The 17,635-nt window shown below is 56.2% G+C and carries 16 protein-coding genes and 1 tRNA gene; 7 read left to right on the top strand and 10 right to left on the bottom strand.

The window, feature by feature from the left end; translation table 11 throughout:
- Nucleotides 1-990 precede the first annotated feature (990 nt).
- Nucleotides 991-2,094, top strand: coding sequence for a PDDEXK nuclease domain-containing protein (locus RISK_RS10175; protein ID WP_315852643.1), 1,104 nt, complete (start codon nt 991-993; stop codon nt 2,092-2,094).
- A gap of 569 nt (nt 2,095-2,663) precedes the next feature.
- Here the strand turns inward: RISK_RS10175 and RISK_RS10170 are convergent.
- The 3 genes from RISK_RS10170 to RISK_RS10160 all read right to left on the bottom strand — a co-directional run bounded on the left by RISK_RS10170 (nt 2,664) and on the right by RISK_RS10160 (nt 4,756).
- Nucleotides 2,664-3,686 carry a restriction endonuclease gene (locus tag RISK_RS10170; protein WP_047814117.1) on the bottom strand — a complete coding sequence of 341 codons (1,023 nt, stop codon included), beginning with the start codon at nt 3,684-3,686 and terminating at the stop codon, nt 2,664-2,666.
- 375 nt (nt 3,687-4,061) lie between these two features.
- Nucleotides 4,062-4,316 carry a plasmid partition protein ParG gene (locus RISK_RS10165; protein WP_047814116.1) on the bottom strand — a complete coding sequence of 85 codons (255 nt, stop codon included), beginning with the start codon at nt 4,314-4,316 and terminating at the stop codon, nt 4,062-4,064.
- The gene (locus RISK_RS10160; RefSeq protein WP_053061126.1) at nt 4,313-4,756 is read right to left on the bottom strand and encodes an AAA family ATPase; all 444 of its coding nucleotides are present in this window, start codon (nt 4,754-4,756) and stop codon (nt 4,313-4,315) included. The genes RISK_RS10165 and RISK_RS10160 overlap by 4 nt, the downstream gene beginning before the upstream one ends.
- A gap of 174 nt (nt 4,757-4,930) precedes the next feature.
- Here RISK_RS10160 and RISK_RS10155 point away from each other — a divergent pair, with 174 nt between their 5' ends.
- A complete protein-coding gene (locus RISK_RS10155) occupies nt 4,931-5,407 on the top strand; it encodes a restriction endonuclease subunit S (RefSeq protein ID WP_047814115.1) in 477 nt (158 codons plus the stop codon).
- Between the two features lie 394 nt (nt 5,408-5,801).
- Here RISK_RS10155 and RISK_RS10150 read toward each other — a convergent pair whose 3' ends face one another.
- On the bottom strand, nt 5,802-6,680 hold the full coding sequence (locus tag RISK_RS10150) for a hypothetical protein (protein WP_047814114.1): 879 nt from the start codon (nt 6,678-6,680) through the stop codon (nt 5,802-5,804).
- Between the two features lie 342 nt (nt 6,681-7,022).
- On the opposite strand from RISK_RS10150, the gene RISK_RS10140 reads away from it, so the two are divergent.
- Nucleotides 7,023-7,517 carry a fasciclin domain-containing protein gene (locus RISK_RS10140; RefSeq protein ID WP_047814112.1) on the top strand — a complete coding sequence of 165 codons (495 nt, stop codon included), beginning with the start codon at nt 7,023-7,025 and terminating at the stop codon, nt 7,515-7,517.
- A gap of 68 nt (nt 7,518-7,585) precedes the next feature.
- Here the strand turns inward: RISK_RS10140 and RISK_RS10135 are convergent, their stop codons facing one another.
- The 5 genes from RISK_RS10135 to RISK_RS10120 all read right to left on the bottom strand — a co-directional run bounded on the left by RISK_RS10135 (nt 7,586) and on the right by RISK_RS10120 (nt 13,342).
- On the bottom strand, nt 7,586-8,878 hold the full coding sequence (locus tag RISK_RS10135) for a GNAT family N-acetyltransferase (protein ID WP_047814111.1): 1,293 nt from the start codon (nt 8,876-8,878) through the stop codon (nt 7,586-7,588).
- 84 nt (nt 8,879-8,962) lie between these two features.
- Complete coding sequence (gene ykgO, locus RISK_RS29385) at nt 8,963-9,115, bottom strand: type B 50S ribosomal protein L36 (protein ID WP_007327677.1); 153 nt, start codon at nt 9,113-9,115, stop codon at nt 8,963-8,965.
- Between the two features lie 107 nt (nt 9,116-9,222).
- Nucleotides 9,223-10,998 (bottom strand): hypothetical protein, encoded by a 1,776-nt coding sequence (locus RISK_RS10130; RefSeq protein WP_047814110.1) that lies wholly within the window; start codon nt 10,996-10,998, stop codon nt 9,223-9,225.
- A 66-nt stretch (nt 10,999-11,064) separates the two neighbouring features.
- Nucleotides 11,065-11,727: an FHA domain-containing protein gene (locus tag RISK_RS10125; protein WP_047814109.1), complete on the bottom strand. Its 663-nt coding sequence runs from the start codon at nt 11,725-11,727 to the stop codon at nt 11,065-11,067.
- Nucleotides 11,728-11,923: 196 nt separating this feature from the next.
- Nucleotides 11,924-13,342 (bottom strand): class I SAM-dependent rRNA methyltransferase, encoded by a 1,419-nt coding sequence (locus tag RISK_RS10120; protein ID WP_047814108.1) that lies wholly within the window; start codon nt 13,340-13,342, stop codon nt 11,924-11,926.
- A 179-nt stretch (nt 13,343-13,521) separates the two neighbouring features.
- Between RISK_RS10120 and RISK_RS10115 the strand changes: the two genes are divergently transcribed.
- From RISK_RS10115 to RISK_RS10100, 4 genes are all read left to right on the top strand, one after another.
- Nucleotides 13,522-13,797 (top strand): ferredoxin family protein, encoded by a 276-nt coding sequence (locus RISK_RS10115; RefSeq protein WP_047814107.1) that lies wholly within the window; start codon nt 13,522-13,524, stop codon nt 13,795-13,797.
- 98 nt (nt 13,798-13,895) lie between these two features.
- Complete coding sequence (locus RISK_RS10110; RefSeq protein WP_047814216.1) at nt 13,896-15,056, top strand: lysylphosphatidylglycerol synthase transmembrane domain-containing protein; 1,161 nt, start codon at nt 13,896-13,898, stop codon at nt 15,054-15,056.
- Between the two features lie 114 nt (nt 15,057-15,170).
- Entirely contained in the window at nt 15,171-16,217 is a 1,047-nt protein-coding gene (gene truB / locus RISK_RS10105; protein WP_047814106.1) for a tRNA pseudouridine(55) synthase TruB, read from the top strand.
- A gap of 76 nt (nt 16,218-16,293) precedes the next feature.
- Entirely contained in the window at nt 16,294-17,340 is a 1,047-nt protein-coding gene (locus RISK_RS10100; protein ID WP_047814105.1) for a DUF3500 domain-containing protein, read from the top strand.
- A 209-nt stretch (nt 17,341-17,549) separates the two neighbouring features.
- Here RISK_RS10100 and RISK_RS10095 read toward each other — a convergent pair.
- Nucleotides 17,550-17,634, bottom strand: a tRNA-Leu gene (locus tag RISK_RS10095).
- Between the last annotated feature and the right edge of the window lies 1 nt (nt 17,635).

Here is a 17,635-nt window from a genome sequence, read left to right as displayed (position 1 = left end):
GCGGCAAATCTGCACATGCGAGACAACTAGGTACCTGGAGGAGGGATGACCGGGGTCCGGGGCAAGAATTTTTGAGACCGGAATCCCCTTTGTCGCGGTGGTCACGGCAAGGAGTGGCCGTCACTGGTATTGGTGACTGTTCAGCGTTGAGTCCACCTGCCTGAAGGAGGTGCACCCGCAATCTGTCCGCGACACCGGCAAGGCGAACGCCGCCAATCATCCGATCGCAAGCGTGCCGCTGCCATCGTCTCAACAAAAACGGTCAATCCACCGGCCCGGATGGTTTCAATGGATGGTTGCCGCTCGCAGGTCGGGTTGTCGCCAGCGAGCAATCTGGGCAGCACGTCTGGGCGCGTGGGGCACTCCATCGCCAGACAAGTCCCGCGGTTTCGAACCGCCGACCCAAGTACTCATTCGTTCAAGGCGTTTGTTCAGGTGCGATGCCGTGCTCCTGGTTATCAGCAAGACGAGTTCGTGCAGCCTCGTTCCGGCCGGCTACTAAGTCCGTTGCTGTTTCGAGACGGATGCCGTCGAAATCGCATTGATCAAGTCATCGACAGCTGCGTTTCCGAGAGTCCTCGCCAGCAACTTGAGCAAGGTCGCGACCACCGTCGATTCATCCAATTCTTGAATCTGGTGCAACCAGTGGTGCAACCGTTCGGCATCGACCTGTTTCGCCCCGTAATTTGCGGTGTTTTTATCAGGTGCCAGGACGTTGACATCGTGGAGGTCACAGATTCGAGTTCTGTATCGCCCACTCCCAAGAACCCCGCAAAACCCAGTGTTTTGCGGGGTTTTTTCGTGTCCGCACCGTTTTCAGCGTCGTCGTCGGTTGGGTCAGAAAGGGACTCAGAAGGACTCAATTTGCTGTCCTGGACTGAATTTGGTGCAAGCATTGGTGCAACCGAAGAGTCGCGGAACATCGAAAGCGTCTCGGTGCTGCGGTTGTGTTGAGCGGGCTCGCGTCGGTCGACGCCCATCTTCAGTCGAGTGCTGCCGTGTCGCATCGCTGCTTGGGCGACTCTGAAGAGTCAAGGTTTGGTGGGTGGCACCATCTGGCTCGGGCCCCAGATCAAAGCCGCCGTCGCAATCAATTGCGCGATGCTGGAGCTTTATTGGTTCTTGGGCGAGCAGATCATCGAGAGGCAGGAAACGGCCAAGTGGGGCGACGGTTTTTTGAAACAGATGAGCAAGGATTTAATCAGCCAATTTCCGGAAATAAAGGGTTTTTCACACCGTAATTTGAAGTCGATTCGTCAGTGGTATCGATTCTGGGCGTCCGAGCAAGCAATTGGGAAACAAGCTGTTGCCCCATTTGCCCCAATTGGGAAACAAGTTGTTTCCCAAACGGAACTGCCAAATACGCCACAACTTGTGTCGCAAATTCCTTGGGGGCATAACATCTTGCTGATGCAGAGGTTAGACGACCCCGCCGACGCCCTGTTTTACGTCCAAAAGACGATCGAAAATAACTGGTCGCGAGCCGTGCTGACCCATCAGATCGAATCCGGCCTGCACCTGCGAGAAGGCAAGGCAATCGACAACTTCGAAGCCACGTTGCCGCAGCCCGAAAGCGACCTCGCCCAGCAATTGCTCCGCGACCCGTACAACTTCGACTTCCTGACGCTCACCGAGCGGCACAACGAACGGGAACTCGAAGACGGCTTGCTAGAACATCTGACCAAGTTCCTGCTCGAACTCGGCGCGGGTTTCGCTTTCGTGAGTCGGCAGTACAAGATCAACGTTGACGGCGATGACTACAGCATCGATTTGCTGTTTTATCACCTGCAGTTGCATTGCTATGTCGTGATCGACTTGAAGGTCGTCAAGTTCCAGCCCGAGTTCGCGGGCAAAATGAATTTCTACATCTCGGCCGTCGACAGCCAGATCCGCACCGAAGCCGACGGCCCCACACTTGGGATCCTGATCTGCAAAAGCAAGAGTGACATCAAAGTCGAATACTCACTCCGCGACCTCACGAAACCAATCGGCGTCAGCGAATACCAAATCACCGAACACCTACCGGCCGATCTACAGACATCGCTGCCAACGATCGAGCAAATCGAAGCAGAATTCGGCAACGCTAACGACTGACGCCGATTTAACCAGGTTTGCCCGAGTAGAACGTAGCACCAGGCAAGACCACGATCCTCAAGCGACCGGCCGGCACACTGGGGCACCAAAATCAAATATTGGAAGATCGCATGGTCGGAATCGCAGTGAGCGGCTTCTCCAAGAATGAACCCAGTGTGATAATGTATCTTACGGAAAATCAGGACGATTCTGCCTTCGTCCGGATCTAGCTGTGAGCGAAGAACCGAACTAAGTTTGCTCGTCGTGCTCCATCGCCTGGAGGAAAATGCCCCGGCGTCGGCCACCGGAGCAGTGTCGGTGGTCGGGACCGACGCGAATAAAGAGCTTCGGCGATCAGCTGCGGTTTGTCCAACCTCACTCAGTTCTGAGGGGCTGTAAGCCGCATCGGTGCCTTCGTTTGAACCACTAGCGGTTCGCTATGAATTCATTGCACTCGAATTGTCAGCCCCGGCGGATTCCGACGTGTTCCTTCGCTTGTTCGACTCGATGAGTCCGGCGTAGCGAGTAATCAGGAGCGTCCTCTGTGATCCTGCATGCTGCAACATCGTGAACCGGATCGCCGGTAGCGTCTATGCAACGCTGCTTTTCGCTAGATCACGGATCCAAGATCTTATCTGTCCAGACTCAACAGCACTCAATCGGTATTTCCTTGCATTGCAATATTTCTTTGCCCCCGCAGCAAGGCGACTTGTTGTAGCGATCAGACCTCGCGTGGCGTAGTCGTCATTCATGGTCGTCCAAAACGCTTTGACCGTATCTATATCGACTTCATAATCATGATTTAGACGCTTGCATTGCACGTAAACAAGATCGGGCCCCACGACCTTGCCGTCTTTCGTCGCAACCACGTCTTTGCCCCCATCGTTGCGACCTGGCCCTAGTTTAACCGTATACCCGTGACGCCGAAAATATTCGGCGCAAAGTCGCTCGAATTGACGCCAATGCATTTTCGAAATGTCACCCGACTGCGCATTCAAATAATCAATAAAACGTTGGTCCAAATACGATTCGCAGTTCTTCGGTGAATCCTCGCAGTTGAACAGGTCAGACAGCTGTACTAGTCCGTCCCACGCCCGACCCTCAGGAATGTTGTTGTCGAAAATATTTCTTCGCCGATACTGTTCGACTAGCTGGCCGAAACCTGGAAGCGAGTTCAGAGAGTCAGGTAGCTCAATCTTGTTCAAGCAGAAGTCACTCAACACCGTCCGTAAGAACATCATTCGTTGGAGCTGAGGCGGGAAATCAGAATCCAGTTGCATATTTGATTCTTCATCTTCATCTTCGATACCGTAGATATCTTTCCAAATTATGGGGACCTCAGTTTGCTTGCAGTAGTCACCTACAAGCTGCACGGTACAGCGTGGATCTGGAGTTGCTCCGATACAGAAGAGAAGCCAAGTGTGCGCAAACTCTAAGTCTTCAGCATGAAGTCTCAGCCCCTCGGATGAATCGCCACGCCACCAGCATTCAATTGATTCTGAGGTGCTAAGCAAATCGATGACCGCTGAATCAGCTATCGCCAGACCGCTCTTGATCCCGACAAGTTCAGTGGTTGTATCGATAAAATACTGGCGTGAATTGATGATCGCCATCTCTGACAAGTCTTTTGTTCAGAACGGAAAACGGAAACTGAGTTCTTTCTTTGAAAGCATTCGTTGAACGCATTCGGCTCGCTCGAGAGTCGCTTCGGCCAGGTTACCGTTGCGGCCTGTTGCCTGATTCGCTTCGGTTCTTGGGACCGACCATGATTGTAGCATTTCGTTAGAATCGGAGGCTTGTCCAACCTCGATCAGCAGGCCAGCTCTCCAGATCGCATCGGTCTACATAACGTGCGAGTGGCCAAAGGTACCTATCCCGCCAACTAATCATGACGACGGAGAGGGCGTAGATCTACTCCGGTGGCCGACGCCGGAAGCACTGAACGTCGATAGGACGGGAATGACTAGCGCCATGGAAACGTTTTCAGCTTATTGGTCTGAATTCGATAGGATTTTCCGATCAAGCTCACTCTCGATCAGCGTCCGAAGCAAGTCTGCGATCTGGATGTCCCGTTTCACGCAGTTCATTTTGAGTTTTTTGTGCAATGCTGGATCGATATCGATAGTTAGTCGCTTCGGTTTGACGGCTGGCTTTACCGCGTCGACCGGCTCTCGCGTCTCGACCCACTTGTCGAGTTCGGCTTTTGGTTTGGGGCGAGCTGTCATCGTGATTTTCTTGTTCATTGGATCCTTCTCAATTCATTGACAAATTTCGTGATTTCCTTCGCGGCTTTCGATCGTTTTTGATGCAGAACCGCTGTTCCGCTTGCGGCACTCTCGGCAAAGGCCACCCGTTGCCCGATGTCGCTTTTGAGAATTGGCACTTCAAATTCCTTTAACGCCTCCCGTACATCCCTTCCAATTGCCGTGTTGGCGGTCTTTCGATTCAAAGCCAAGCAACATTTGATCTCGGAATTGAACATCTGTGCTTCGCGAACCAGGTCAACCGTTTCAGCTGCAGCCCAAACATCCATCGGTGATGGTTGGAGCGGAATGATCACGATATCTGCAGCGAGAATGATCGATCTGACCAGCTCGGTGACTCGAGGTGGACCGTCGATGACAACGTCGTCGTAGTCTTGAGCCAGACTCTCGATCTCTTTGTGGATGGTTGCTTTGGCCATCCCGACGACAGTGAAGTCGGGCGTCTCGCGGTGGTGCGACCCTAGCGAGCTGCCCTGCGGACCTCACCAAACCCATCGGCGTCAGCGAGTATCAAGTCACCGAACACCTGCCTGACGACCTGCGATCGTCATTGCCAACGATCGAGCAAATTGAAGCGGAGTTGGGGGATGTGAATGATGAGTGAGTGGCAAACAGTAGTTTTGGGAGACATCGCGACGCTCCGAAATGGATACGCATTCAAAAGCAGTGATTTTGTTGAGCATGGTGTGCCAATTATCAAGATCAAGAATGTGAAGCCCAATCGGATTAATCTCGACAATTTGAGCTATGTTTCGGAGGAGGTTGCGGAATCCACTGCAAAGCACGAGATACAGAGCGATGAAATACTACTCACCATGTCAGGGAACCGTGCTGACGGCTCACCTGAGAGTTGGGTTGGCAAAGCCGCCAAGTTTCGAGTTCCAGGCAGATTCCTTCTCAATCAGCGAGTGAGTGCACTTAGAGCGAAAGAAGAAATCGTCGATGTCGATTTTCTCGCCTACCACCTGTCGTCCTGGGACACACAGCTTGCGTTGATTACTCAAGCTAACAGCTCCGGCGGGCAAGCAAACATATCGCCGGATACCGTATTCATGTTTGAACGCTTGTAGGACGGGCACTCTTGCCTTTTTATACCCCACAACTCGAAACACCAAAGATTAGTGTCCGATCAGAGTGGATTAGTGTTCCGCCAGAGCGGCCAAGGGAACACTAATCTCCGCTGATCGAACACGAAGCAGGTCGGCAGGAATGATCAAGCACAATCATGTGAGCCGTTTGGGCGTTAGCCCCGGTTGTGCGTGAAAACCGTGGCTAACGCCAACGGCTCACATACCCGATGACACCTGCGTGCCTGCTTCGTCGGTCGGGAGTTGGTCAGGATACGAAACAAGCCGCATGCGAAACGCATGCGGCTTGAGTCGTTTGTTTTCGAGCAACGTCAACGCTCACCATTTAATCGTGAGCAGGATGTTGGGCGAATGAATGTGCAGCTGGAACGCTGGTTCACTCACCACCGCGACCGCCACGTCCACCTCGGCCGCCACGCTCACCGCGTTCGCCGCCACCTTCTCCACCGCGGCCGCCACGAGCACCGCGTTCACCGCGTTCACCGCCAGCTCCACCGCGTCCGCCACCACGCAGGGCTTCCAGGTCGAATGGGTCGCCCTTCATTTCTTCGAACTTCGTTTTCTGTTCGGAGGTCAGGACAGCCATCACTTCTTTTTCCATGTCCTCACGCATGGATTCCATTGCGGTCTGCATTTTTTCGCGATCGCGGCTCTGCATGATCTCACGCATTTCTTCCCGCATTTTGGTTTCCATGCCCGAACGGATTTCGGTGAGCTTCTTCTTTTGGTCTTCCGTCATGGTCAATTCGGTTTGAACTTCAGGAGATGACAGTGCCATCAGGCCTTGAGCTTGGATACCGATTTCATCCAGGCGTTCCATTTGCTCCAGCGTCAGAACGGTCTCCAGTTGCATGCGGGTTTCTTTGGCCTGCTCTTCTCGTTGTGCTTGCATTTTTTCAAAGAACGTGCTGCGTTCTTCTTCCGACGCGTTGCGGAAGTCGAAGTCAGGACGAGCTTGCTCGCGGGCTTGTTCTTCCAGCTTCTTGAGAGCTTCTGCCTGTGGTTCGTCGATGGCAAGTTCTTCGCGAACTTTTTCGGCACGGAGCAAACCGAGGAGGGAGCCACCGCCTCCGCCGCGGCCACCCATCATGGCGCCACCGCCGCCAGCGCCACCGCCTCCTTGGAATCCACCCCGGCCACCACGACCTTGGGCGTTCGCGATGGAGATTGACTGAAGCGTCAGGCCAGCGACCATCGTCAGCATGGCAAACAAACGCAGACTTGGAGCGAATTGGGCTCGGGACAAACGGCTCATTTTTAGACAACCCTTTGAAATGGTCAGATGAGGGGAGGGGATTCAGTCAACGCAGCGGCGGAAATGCCGAGCCGTACAAACTGAAACCAAAGTTGTTTCATCCGTTCTAACCCTTCATTTCCTTGGAGGTTTCGCGGCAATTGCAATTTGGTTTCAAAGTTACTTTGGCTCCCCAGCGGCGGCGGCAGGAGGTTTTTTGGGAGGTTCCGCTTGTCTGGGTTGTACAGTCCAGCGATTCGCGAATCAGCCGATCGAGTGAGGCAGTCCGGTAGCGGCCGCTGCAGGACAGCCTCTTTCAAGCTCGAGTTCATCTCCACACGTTTCAGACCCACGGAATCAACGATGAAGAAAATCATTTTGGCTGCATTGGCACTGTTCGTTTTGCCCGCCACCGTCCAAGCGGATCACCACAACGAAGCCGCGAAAAAGAACATTGTCGAAACCGCGGTGGCGGCAAAGTTCAACACCTTGGTGGCCGCCGTCAAGGCCGGCGGTTTGGTGGAAACTCTCAGCGGTGAAGGCCCCTTCACGGTCTTCGCACCAACGGATGAGGCGTTCGAGAAGTTGCCCGAAGGCACCCTGCAAAGTCTTCTGAAGCCCGAGAACAAGGATCAATTGGTCGCGATTTTGAAGTACCACGTCGTTGCCGGGAAAGTGCCCGCCAAGACCGTTGTCACTTTGGACTCCGCGAAGACCTTGGGTGGCGAAGTCAGCATCGAAGTGCAGGACGGAACCGTGATGTTGAACGACAAGGTGAAGGTCGTGAAGACCGATGTGATGGCCAGCAACGGCATCATTCACGTGATCGATTCGGTTCTGCTGCCACCGAGCAAGTAAGCAAAAGACGATCCTCGCAGTCGTTGGCTGCAACCTGAACTACGAAATAGCTCGTCCGAAATGGCGGGCTATTTTAGTTTCTTGATCCCCGCGGAAGGCTTGATCGTTCGGATCGCACGCTTGACGGCTTCCTTCATCGGCACCCGTTTGAGTGCCTGGACCATGCGGGCTTCCGCTGCGAATGCCATCCGGTGCCAACGGGAGTCGGTGATGGTGCCGTGGACCACTTGTGTCGTCGTGCCCGTCTGCTTCTTTTTGTACGGTTGCTCGCCGTATCCCATGTCGACGCACTGGATTCCGTGTGACGTTGCCGCACGGATGATCTCAGTGAACAGGGCGGTCCCCGGCGAATAGCGTGAGTAAGCCGGGTCATAGGCAGGGAACCAGTAGTGCAAACGTCCTTGTTCAATCATGCCGATGTGGGTGGCGACTGGCTGGTCGCCAGCCCAGAGCACCGAGCAAATTCCACGCAGTGAGTCGTTTGAGAACCCCTCGTGTGCAAAGGGAAGATCGGCTTGCCGTCCAGGTTGCTCCAGGGAGTTGGCATGCAGTGTCTCGATCAGATCCCGGGTCCAGTCCGGAAGGAACAGGTCCAAGATGTGCGTGCGCTGGTACTGTGCCCGTTTCCACGCAATCGTTTGCTTCAGGATCTCAGGGCAGCGGCAGTCCATTTCCAGTCGAACCGGTCCAATTTCTCGCCCTAACTTTCGAGTCTTTTGCCCTTGTTTTCCGATCGTGCGATGTTCATGTTCGAGCCGGTCGAGGTAGTCCTCGGAATCATGGCCCAGGTCCGCACGAAACGCTTGGACGGATTGCAGGTGATACCTTGTGACCCAGGTGGGGTCACATCCGACGATGGCGTGCAGGTTGAATGCTCGAACCTTGGCTGCGCGAGCCAGTTCGGTCCAGTCGATGTTGAGTCCTGGAACAGCGATGACGTTTTGTGCGTCGTTGAGAAAACGCCCGGCCGGCACACCGACACCGCCCACGCGGTGAAAGGGAAAGAAACCCTGTGGCGTACCGTCTTTGGCTCGCAAGACTGCTGTGAGCACGTCTTTTCGGACGGCGTCAACGGCGGCCGCAAAACGAGCCGCGAAAAAGGGCGGCCTGAAATCATCCGTCAGTGCTCGAATCTGTTCCCAACGATCGAGGTCGTCGGCGGTCAGTTCGGAGAATGCAACGACGTCGATTCGGTGCACGTCAGGCCTGTTCGCCCTGGTGATGGCTGAATCTCCGTCCAGAATGCGACCCGCTGTTTGCACCGGCAATTGGCGTCGCCAAGCGGGGTCGGAATCACCATTTGATCGCTCACCCGAACCATTTGCCAGTGAATCACTGGGCGTTGAAGGCGGGGGAGTCATAGGAGATACAGGGGGTGACAATGCCGGTCTCATCGAAAGGGGACCCCAAGTCAGATCACCCTGTCTTCGACAAGACGGATTGATCTAACGCCGGGCTTTCTTGCTCTTTGCACCGCCCTGACGGACCTTGAATTTTGGATTGCTTTTGCAAATCACGTAAATACGGCCTCGGCGTTTGACCACCTGGCAATCTGGGTGGCGGTACTTCAACGCCCCAATGCTACTAACGACCTTCATCCGATGCTACTCGCGGGTTAAATGATGATGCCAAAAACCAACTTTGTTCGTCGGCAAACGGCAGAGAATAGCGTAAAATTAGCGCTCGACAACTCCAATCGTCACGCTCATGCCATTTTGGCAAAGGATTCTTGAAGGAATTCCAAGGGAAACAGGCAAAACGAAAGTTCGCGGCTGCAGAGAATCTTTTCCGTTGCCGCTTCCCGTTCCAGATGAGCAAGCTGTTGCTGAGTTTCACGCCGCTGGTCGGTGAGTTGCAGTGCGATCAGCGAGTTCAAGCGTGACACTTCATGGTGCCAACTGCGGCGGCTTCCCGAGGTGGGCATTTTGTCGAGCAGGTCCAGCTTTTGAGCTTGGAGATCTCGCTGGGTGGAGTTGCCATCGTCCAGCCATTTTTCGCCTTGGAATTGAAGTTCTCGTTCTTTTCGTTGGAGGTCGCGCCGACGTCCCTCGCGGGATTCATCGATTTCTTGGCCCGGTAAACGAATCGTTCCGGAGACGACTTGCAGCCCTGGCGGGGTGACCCCCAAAAATTGGGAGATGATTCGGTCGGCCAGTTGATCGTATTTGCCGCCACCGATTCCGTGCAGAAACAGGTCGCTGAGAACCAGTCTGGCGAACATGGTCGTCATCAAGGCTCGCGGCCGAAGTTTGAATTCGGGCGAGGCGGCTTCCATCAGTTGAGTGGCCGCCAAATCGCGGTCGTTTGCTGAGACGGTCAGGGAGATCGCCCCTCCTCCGCCGGACCCTGATTGGGAGGAACCGGATGGAGCGTCGCTGATCCGCCACTGGTCGCCTTCTCGCCTCACCCAGATGCCACGGCGCTGCGGGTGGCTGTTGCCATAGACCCACAGAGGCATTTCAAACCATCCATTTTGGAGCCCGAGATTGGGGACGGGATGAGCTGAGCTGCGGATCCCGTGCCAGGCTCGGTAGTGGTCGGCGGAGTCGTTGTAGACCGTTCGGAAGCGTTCAATTTGGTCGATGATCTCCATCACAAATCGAGCGAAGGGTCGGCCGCGAACGGCGACGCCGAGAGGGATTTCCAGGGTTTGCCAGTTCATCTCCGCTTCGAGCGCGTGGCGGGCTTGAGCCAATGCACAGCCTGCGATGCCGCAACGGGCGATTGCTTCCCGGGCGTGTTTCCATAGCTCTGTGACGCAGGGGTTTTTCACCAGTGGAGCGATCAAGCGACGAACGCCCGCGTCAAAGTGGTTGAAGAGTTCGGTGTCGCGGATTTGTGCTTGTTCGAACGGAAGGGTCTCACCACCTGCATCGTAGGGAATGGATTGCCAGGAGCCCTGCCGCTGCTCGTGCGAATCATCGCCGGCAAGGTTTGCGAGTGGTTGCAACTGTGGCACACGAATCGATCGCGTGGTGGCGACGTCGTTGTCGATCACCAGGTTGATTGGAAGCGCACAGCAGTCATTCGCGATTTTCTGCAGGGTGTGGTTCTTGAACCACACCCCCGGATGAAACAGGGTGGGTTGGTGCCCGGCCATCACGATGGGGCGGGAATTGTTCTCGCCTGTGTGGTTGGGTTGCTCGGCACAGAAGGACGCGACATCGCGGTAAGACGACGTGTAGCGACGAGCGTCGTTGACCAGTTGCTCCCTCGCCTCGTTTCGCAAGTCGGCCCAAAATGCTCCGGCAGGCATCTCAGCGTGAGCCGTCGCGAGGTTGTTTTTTAGCAGCAATTCCGCATCGCACAGTGGCGGGTCGATCAGGGTTCCCAGCGATTGCGTGGGAGCCCTCAGTTCGCGGTATTCACTCACGAGTGGTTCTCGGGCTTCTGTTGGTTCGGCTTCTGTCTTCCGTGAGTTCGCGGTCAACGAAGTGGCGGTTTGAACAGACGGGGCGAGGTTGGATTGGGAGGAGCTCAACGGTGTTCTTTCGTGGGTCGATGACTCGGAAGCGATTCCGGCAGTCGGCCCGGGAGAACTGGATGCTCAGGGCCACTGCGGATCGGTGATTTTTCGGTTCAGGGTCGCCAGTCGCGATTGGACGTCGAGCAGGCGTTGCCAGGCGGCTTGTTGCAGCAGAACCTGTTCCGATTCTTCCTGCGTGGTCGCCGATTCGATCAATCTTTCCAGTCGTGATTGTAGGTAATCCAAAATCTCACAGAGCTGGGCTTTCTGGCCAGGGGTCAAATCGTCCGGGATTGCCGGCAGATCTTCCACATGCAACGCATCGACCGGAAGCGGTGACTTTGGGTCCTGGCGAAGATCCACCGCCATGGATTCGTCGGACGACTTCACGTCGCGCTGGATCGCACCCTTGCTTCCTCCGCCGATCGCCTGCAGTCGCGCCGCGATCTGCTCCTCGGATCCCAGCAACAGCAGGCTGCGGCCGACCGCAACCAAATCGCCGTGCCGCAGAATCTTCAGCTGGCATTCCGCTCCGTTGACCTTGGTACCGTTGGTACTATCCAAATCGGTCAACACCAACCGTTCGTTGTCCCTTTGAATCTTGAGATGGCAGCGACTGACCCGCTCGTCATTGAGCTGGATGTCGTTGCCCTCCTCTCGTCCAATGGTCAGGGGAGGCTCGATCCCCTCGAAGACCTTTCCACGGTCGGCACCGTGCAGGACTTTGATCGTTACGCTGGACACCGCGGGCCTCGATCTGGAGTGATGCTTACGATTGATGGGCGTTGAAGAAAAACAAGCCAAACGCAGAGTAGAAAAGCTGACTTCCAAGCCGTCACAAGTACACGTCCGTTATAGTTCAAATGCGTGAACCGCGATCCTACCCCGCAGCAAAAAACCGCAACTTTCCTTCAGGAAAGATTGCGAATTCGCAATCGTATCACATCACCTGAACAATGATGCACTTTAGGTAATCACTCTCGGGGCACGAGACAGCGAAGACGTGGTCGGGGGAGGGGCCGCGACTTTCTAGCACCACGAGGTCACGACCACGCTTGCGTCCCACATCAACGAGCATGTTGAGAAAGTCGGCTCGAGACACACGTCCTGAGCAGCTGCAGGTCACCAAAATTCCGCCCGGGGGCAGCAGGTCAACCGCCGACGCATTCAGCCGCGTGTAAGCCCGCAACGCCGCATTGGTTTGATTGCGAGAACCAGCGAACCTCGGGGGGTCCAGGATGATCGCGTCAAACTTCTCACCCCGTTCGCGGCGTTCTTTCAAGTCGTCGAAGCAATCGCCTTGATCGAATTGAATGTTGCCGAGCTGGTTGCGTTCGGCATTCCGCTTGGCGATCTCAAGTGCCCGTTCGCTGCTGTCGAGCGCAACGACTTGTTGGGCGCCGGCACGGGCAGCCGCCAACGCAAAGCCGCCGGTGTAGGTGCAAACATCCAGCACGCGGCGGTTGGTCATGTAACTCGCCGCAGCGGCATGGTTGAGTTGTTGGTCAAGGTAGCCGCCGGTCTTCTGGCCGTCCTGCAAATCGATGGCCATCTCCAGGCCGTTGTGTTGGTACCAAACGGTCGGGTCGGCTTGACTGTCCAGCGTCGTGAGCGCTTGCAGGTCAGCCAACGTTTCGGCGGAGACGCCTTCGTGTTTGACGGTGGCGTCGTCCATGCGAACCAAGATTCTTTGGCACGGCGTCTGATGACGGGCCGCCGCCGCGGTGACTTCGCGGATCAGCATCGCGGCACGAGGGATCAGCACGCCGCCAGTGATTTGGACGCTCAAGCAATCCGCGTAACGATCGACGATCAGCCCGCTCATTCGGTCGGATTCACTGAAAATCAAACGCTCGCCGCCCTGTGGGTTGGGGGAGCCGGCCAATCGTCGCCGTGCAACCGCCTGTTCGATTCGCTCCGCCCACAATGCGTCGTCGATTTGTTCTTCGGATGAAAAGGCATACAGCCGAATCCGAAGCCGACTGCCTGGATTGATCAAGCCGCGAGCGACCCAGTTGCCGTCGTGATCGAGCAAATCGATCACGTCGCCGCAAGCCGGAAGCCGTCGTTGGTGGTCACCCGGCCCGGAATCCACCGATTCTTCCGAGGGGGCATCCGAGACGGAGTCGGGATCCGCAGGCACCGATTCATTGGGCAAAGAATCCACGGACGAAGAATCCACCGGCAGCGGGGCAATTTCATTGAAATTGCCCTCGGAGGGCACTTCCCGGAGCGTGTTGTGCGCCAGTGCATTGGCCATGACCCAAGGGTGCCGCGAGAGAAATGGGTAGTGGCGATTGGGGCGAGTGCGAATTTGCCAACGGGTGGAAGAAGCTTGCATCAGGTTGAAAGTGACCAAATTGTCGATGGAGGCGGGTTTGCCGGAGACGGCGGAAGTGGCAAAATAGGGGAACTGCGAGGATAGTCGATCAGAGCAGGTTTGTTTTGATCGAAGTTACGGCCTTGCTTGAACCGATATAGTGCGAGAACGATCTGGTTGGGTCGTTCCATTTCTCAATCAAACTGGAAGGTTAGACCATGCACGTCGTTGCTGAACCCTGCTCGGGATGCAAGTACACCGATTGCGTCGTCGTTTGCCCTGTGGAGTGTTTCTACGAAGGCGAACAGATGTTGTATATCCACCCGGAAGAGTGCATCGACTGCGAAGCCTGTGTGCCGGAATGTCCCGTGGAAGCGATTTTCCATGAAGACAATCTGCCGGAAGAATGGAACAGCTACATCGAATTGAACGCCGAAATGTCGGAAAAGACCGAAGTGATCACCGAGAAAAAAGAACCTCTCGCTGACAACTGATCGGCCGATGGCACAACGATCCGAGCTGACATTCTGTGGTTGACACCACCGAATCCGAAACGCGGGAGCCTGCTCCCGCGCGGCGGAAGGCTGGCTGGATGCGCTGGGCCAAACGAGTCATCGCTGTCTTGGTCGTGCTGGGTTTGGCCCTCGCGGCCAAGGATGCGGTCGAACGTTGGCGCGCCGAAGTCGCTGACGTTCAGGCTCGTGTCCAAGTCATTGACCAGGAACTCGAGGTCCTTGACGGGCAGATCCAGGCGTCTGCGGAGGGCACTGCCGGTGATCCGCAGGGCCACGTCTCGACCGGCGAACGACAATCGCTGATCGAAGAACGGACTCGATTGCTGGGGTCCCTGCCGACTTGGCAAAACGTTTCGCTCGGATCGATCCTGCTCGCGGCGATGTTTTACGCGGCCGGCCTGCTGCCGCCCGCTTGTGTGTTGCATGGAGCCCTGCGTGGATTCCATGTTCCGTGCTCATTGCCTCGAGCCACCGCGGCGCAGTTGCTTGGCCATGCAGGGAAATACATCCCTGGCAAAGCGATGGTGGTGGTGCTTCGTGTTTCTGCGGTGGTGTCCACGTCTCGGGCGGGCAGTTTGCCTGCCGTGATGCGAGACGTTCCTTCCCGGCAACCTTTGATCGGTCGAGCGACCACGTGCGTGTTCTTTGAAACGTTGTTGATGATGTCCGTTGGCGGTGCTCTGGCGGGGTGTCTGATGTGGTCGACGCCGCTTCCTCCATGGGTCAAATGGGCTGCATCATTGATGGCGGTGGTCGCTTGCCTTCCCACGCTGCCGCCCGTCATGCGGCGTGTGATCGAACTGGTCAGCAAACGACGGGCTCGGACGCAGCCGGATGATTCCGCCAATCAGTCCACCGCGGTGGCGGAGGTTTCATCCGCGATCACGTGGCCGCGATTGATCTCAGGTTGGGGATGGTCGCTGTTGTCTTGGTGTTTGATCGGGCTGTCATTTGCCTGCGTGATGAAAGCGATTCCGGCTTACAATGGTTTGCCTGCCGGCCACGAGTTGTTGACGGTTGCCACCGCCGCGATCAGCCTCGGCATGGTGTTGGGGTTCGCTTCGTTGCTGCCCGGTGGGGCGGGCGTTCGCGAGTGGGTGACGTTGGTCGTTTTGGGCACCGTGACTGATCCGACCCATGCGCTGCTGTGCGTGATCACCGCCCGGTTGTTGTTCATCGTGGTCGAAAGCCTCTTGGCACTGATCAGTCATCTTTATTTGCGAACCATTTCGGTGTGACGGGTGACTCGGTGTGATGGGTGTGCCGCCAGATCGCTCCGAGGTTCTGTTGCGGGAAGGTGGTCGCTCCTTCATCCCCTTTTTTGTTTTCATTCCTTGAATGGACGTTTTTCCATGGACCCCAATGGTGAGCATTCCCCGCTTGGTTTTTTGCCTTGCTACAAACCGCCGGGGGCCACCTCTCGAGACCTGGTCAACCGTGCTCAGCGTCGGCTGCGCGCCGAATTCGGTCTTCGCAAATTGAAAGTCGGGCACACGGGAACGCTGGATCCGTTGGCGGAAGGGTTGGTGCTGCTGGCGATTGGATCGGCCACACGTTTGACCCCTTGGGTACTTCAACACGGCAAGCGATACCTTGCTGATTTTCAGCTGGGGGTGTCCAGCGAGTCCGGTGACTTGGAATCGGAATTGGTCACGCAAGCAGATGCAACGTTGCCAAGTGCCGTTGAAATCGAGCGAGTGCTGGAAGATTTCCATGGTGTGGTGGAGCAGACCCCGCCGGCTCATTCGGCCATCAAGGTCGATGGGGAACGGGCGCACAAGCGAGTTCGTCGCGGGGAAAACTTTGAAATGCCTAAGCGTCGGATCCTGATCGATTCGGTGAAGCTGGTCTCGTACGAACCGCCGATGATGCGTTTGGATGTTCGTTGTGGCTCGGGAACTTACCTGCGGACACTTGGGATGGATGTCGCGGCGGCCTGCGGATGTGCCGCGGTGATGACGAAGTTGGTTCGCACCGAGGTCGGGCGTTTCAGCTTGAGCGACACACTCGATTGCGAGTTCATGTTCGACGACACAGACCGCGAAAAAGCATCTCCCCAGCCCATGCTGGAGTTCATGCGTCCCTCTGTGGAAGGCCTGACCCACCTCCCAGCCATCGATTTGGACGCCCAGCAAATCGGAATGCTGCACGCAGGGATTCGGATCGCAGGCACCCCGCAGGCACCGGCCGAACCGTTGCCGGAGGAATGGACTCGCTGCATCGACCAGGTCGACACCTTCGATCGAAACACCAGCGTTTCCGATTGCATCGGAGTCGATCGCTCGTCCGATTCGTCCGGCCCATGGGGGGAATTGGTCGCGATTCTTCGGCCGCATGGAAAATTGTGGCACCCGTTGAGAGTGTTTCCGTCGGCAGAATCAATTACCCTACGTGGCTGAAAGCCCGCCTTGCCGGATTCCCTCCTCTCCGAGCAACCATTGCTCGGCGATTCCCTCCCTCTGTCATCGACCCGCCATGAACAAGATTCGTTTTGCTTTGCTGTCCCTTACCGCCGTTGCTGCTTTGGGGCTGGCGGGTTGGAAATTGGCCGCCTCGCCCGCTGAACAAATGCAGACGTTCGCTGTCGCGTTCGTGGAAACGCTGACGCCGGATCAAAAAGCAAATGCTGTGATGGCGTTTGATTCGCCCAAGCGAGTTGGCTGGCACTTCATTCCGATGAAGGAACGCAAGGGGCTGATGCTCGAGCAGATGAACGATGCACAGCGAACCGCCGCGCTGCGTCTTCTCCGTTCGGCACTCAGTGAAGCTGGCTACAGCAAAGCCAACCGGATCATGTTGCTGGAAGAAGTCCTCAACGAAATGGAAGCCGGCAAAGGGGCTTGGGAACGCAACCCGCAACGTTACTACGTGACGTTGTTCGGTGACGTCACAGAAAAAGGCGAAGACGCGAGTTGGGGCTTGTCCTTTGAAGGGCACCACCTGTCGCTGAACTTCGTTTGTCGGGGCGGGAAGGTCGTTGATTCCACGCCTCAGTTCATGGCGACCAATCCAGCCGTGGTGAAGAACGAAACCAGTGTGACGTTGGGCAAGGGAACTGCCGTTCTGAACCAAGAGGAACAGCTCGCGTTCAAACTGGTCAAGTCACTGGATTCCAAGCAGCTCAAAGTCGCACTCATCGCAGAAGAAGCTCTCGCTGAGATTCGCTTTGCCGGTGAACCACAACCGACGGTGGGAGAACCGGAAGGGATCGCCTATTCCAGTTTGAATCCTGACCAACAAAAACAACTGCGTGACGTGGTGGATTTGTATGTCAGTGTCGCACCGGAAAAAGTCGCTGCTGAACGAACGCAGCAAATCGAAACGGACGGTTGGAACAACGTTCACTTCGCCTGGGCGGGTGCTCTCGAACCTGGCATCGGCCACTACTACCGAGTGCGCGGCAAGCGGTTCTTGATCGAATTCGTGAACACGCAAGCCGACCCGGCTGGCAACCCCGCCAACCACATCCACTGTGTTTACCGAGACTTGTCGGGCGACTTTGATCTGCCCATCGCTCCCTGAGCGAACTCAGGCACCCAGAGAGCTCGTTCCGTCAATGGGCTCGCTAGGATCCTGTCTGGGTCAGCGAATCAACTCAAGCCGTTCTGGCGTCAGCGCTCACCGCTCACGCCGGAGCGGCTTTTTTCGTAGAAGTTTGAGCCGGGCCCATCTCCGACTGAACGCTGCCAAACAGAGCGTCTCACAATCGGTTCCGCGACGTCGCAGAGAAGTACCCAGGGCGGGACTCGAACCCGCAAGGACTAAACGTCCGGGGGATTTTAAGTCCCCTGTGTCTGCCAATTCCACCACCTGGGCA

This window comes from Rhodopirellula islandica (assembly GCF_001027925.1).
Taxonomy (GTDB): domain Bacteria; phylum Planctomycetota; class Planctomycetia; order Pirellulales; family Pirellulaceae; genus Rhodopirellula; species Rhodopirellula islandica.
Note: the sequence above shows the minus strand (reverse complement) of the source record. Positions and strands in the feature narration are given on the sequence as shown.

What these genes read in the sequence shown, in the direction of transcription:
- RISK_RS10170 (WP_047814117.1), bottom strand. Translation starts at nt 3,686, where the DNA reads ATGGCGATCATCAATTCACGCCAGTATTTTATCGATACAACCACTGAA.
- RISK_RS10165 (WP_047814116.1), bottom strand. Translation starts at nt 4,316, where the DNA reads ATGAACAAGAAAATCACGATGACAGCTCGCCCCAAACCAAAAGCCGAA.
- RISK_RS10160 (WP_053061126.1), bottom strand. Translation starts at nt 4,756, where the DNA reads ATGGCCAAAGCAACCATCCACAAAGAGATCGAGAGTCTGGCTCAAGAC.
- RISK_RS10155 (WP_047814115.1), top strand. Translation starts at nt 4,931, where the DNA reads ATGATGAGTGAGTGGCAAACAGTAGTTTTGGGAGACATCGCGACGCTC.
- RISK_RS10150 (WP_047814114.1), bottom strand. Translation starts at nt 6,680, where the DNA reads ATGAGCCGTTTGTCCCGAGCCCAATTCGCTCCAAGTCTGCGTTTGTTT.
- RISK_RS10140 (WP_047814112.1), top strand. Translation starts at nt 7,023, where the DNA reads ATGAAGAAAATCATTTTGGCTGCATTGGCACTGTTCGTTTTGCCCGCC.
- RISK_RS10135 (WP_047814111.1), bottom strand. Translation starts at nt 8,878, where the DNA reads ATGACTCCCCCGCCTTCAACGCCCAGTGATTCACTGGCAAATGGTTCG.
- ykgO (WP_007327677.1), bottom strand. Translation starts at nt 9,115, where the DNA reads ATGAAGGTCGTTAGTAGCATTGGGGCGTTGAAGTACCGCCACCCAGAT.
- RISK_RS10115 (WP_047814107.1), top strand. Translation starts at nt 13,522, where the DNA reads ATGCACGTCGTTGCTGAACCCTGCTCGGGATGCAAGTACACCGATTGC.
- RISK_RS10110 (WP_047814216.1), top strand. Translation starts at nt 13,896, where the DNA reads ATGCGCTGGGCCAAACGAGTCATCGCTGTCTTGGTCGTGCTGGGTTTG.
- truB (WP_047814106.1), top strand. Translation starts at nt 15,171, where the DNA reads ATGGACCCCAATGGTGAGCATTCCCCGCTTGGTTTTTTGCCTTGCTAC.
- RISK_RS10100 (WP_047814105.1), top strand. Translation starts at nt 16,294, where the DNA reads ATGAACAAGATTCGTTTTGCTTTGCTGTCCCTTACCGCCGTTGCTGCT.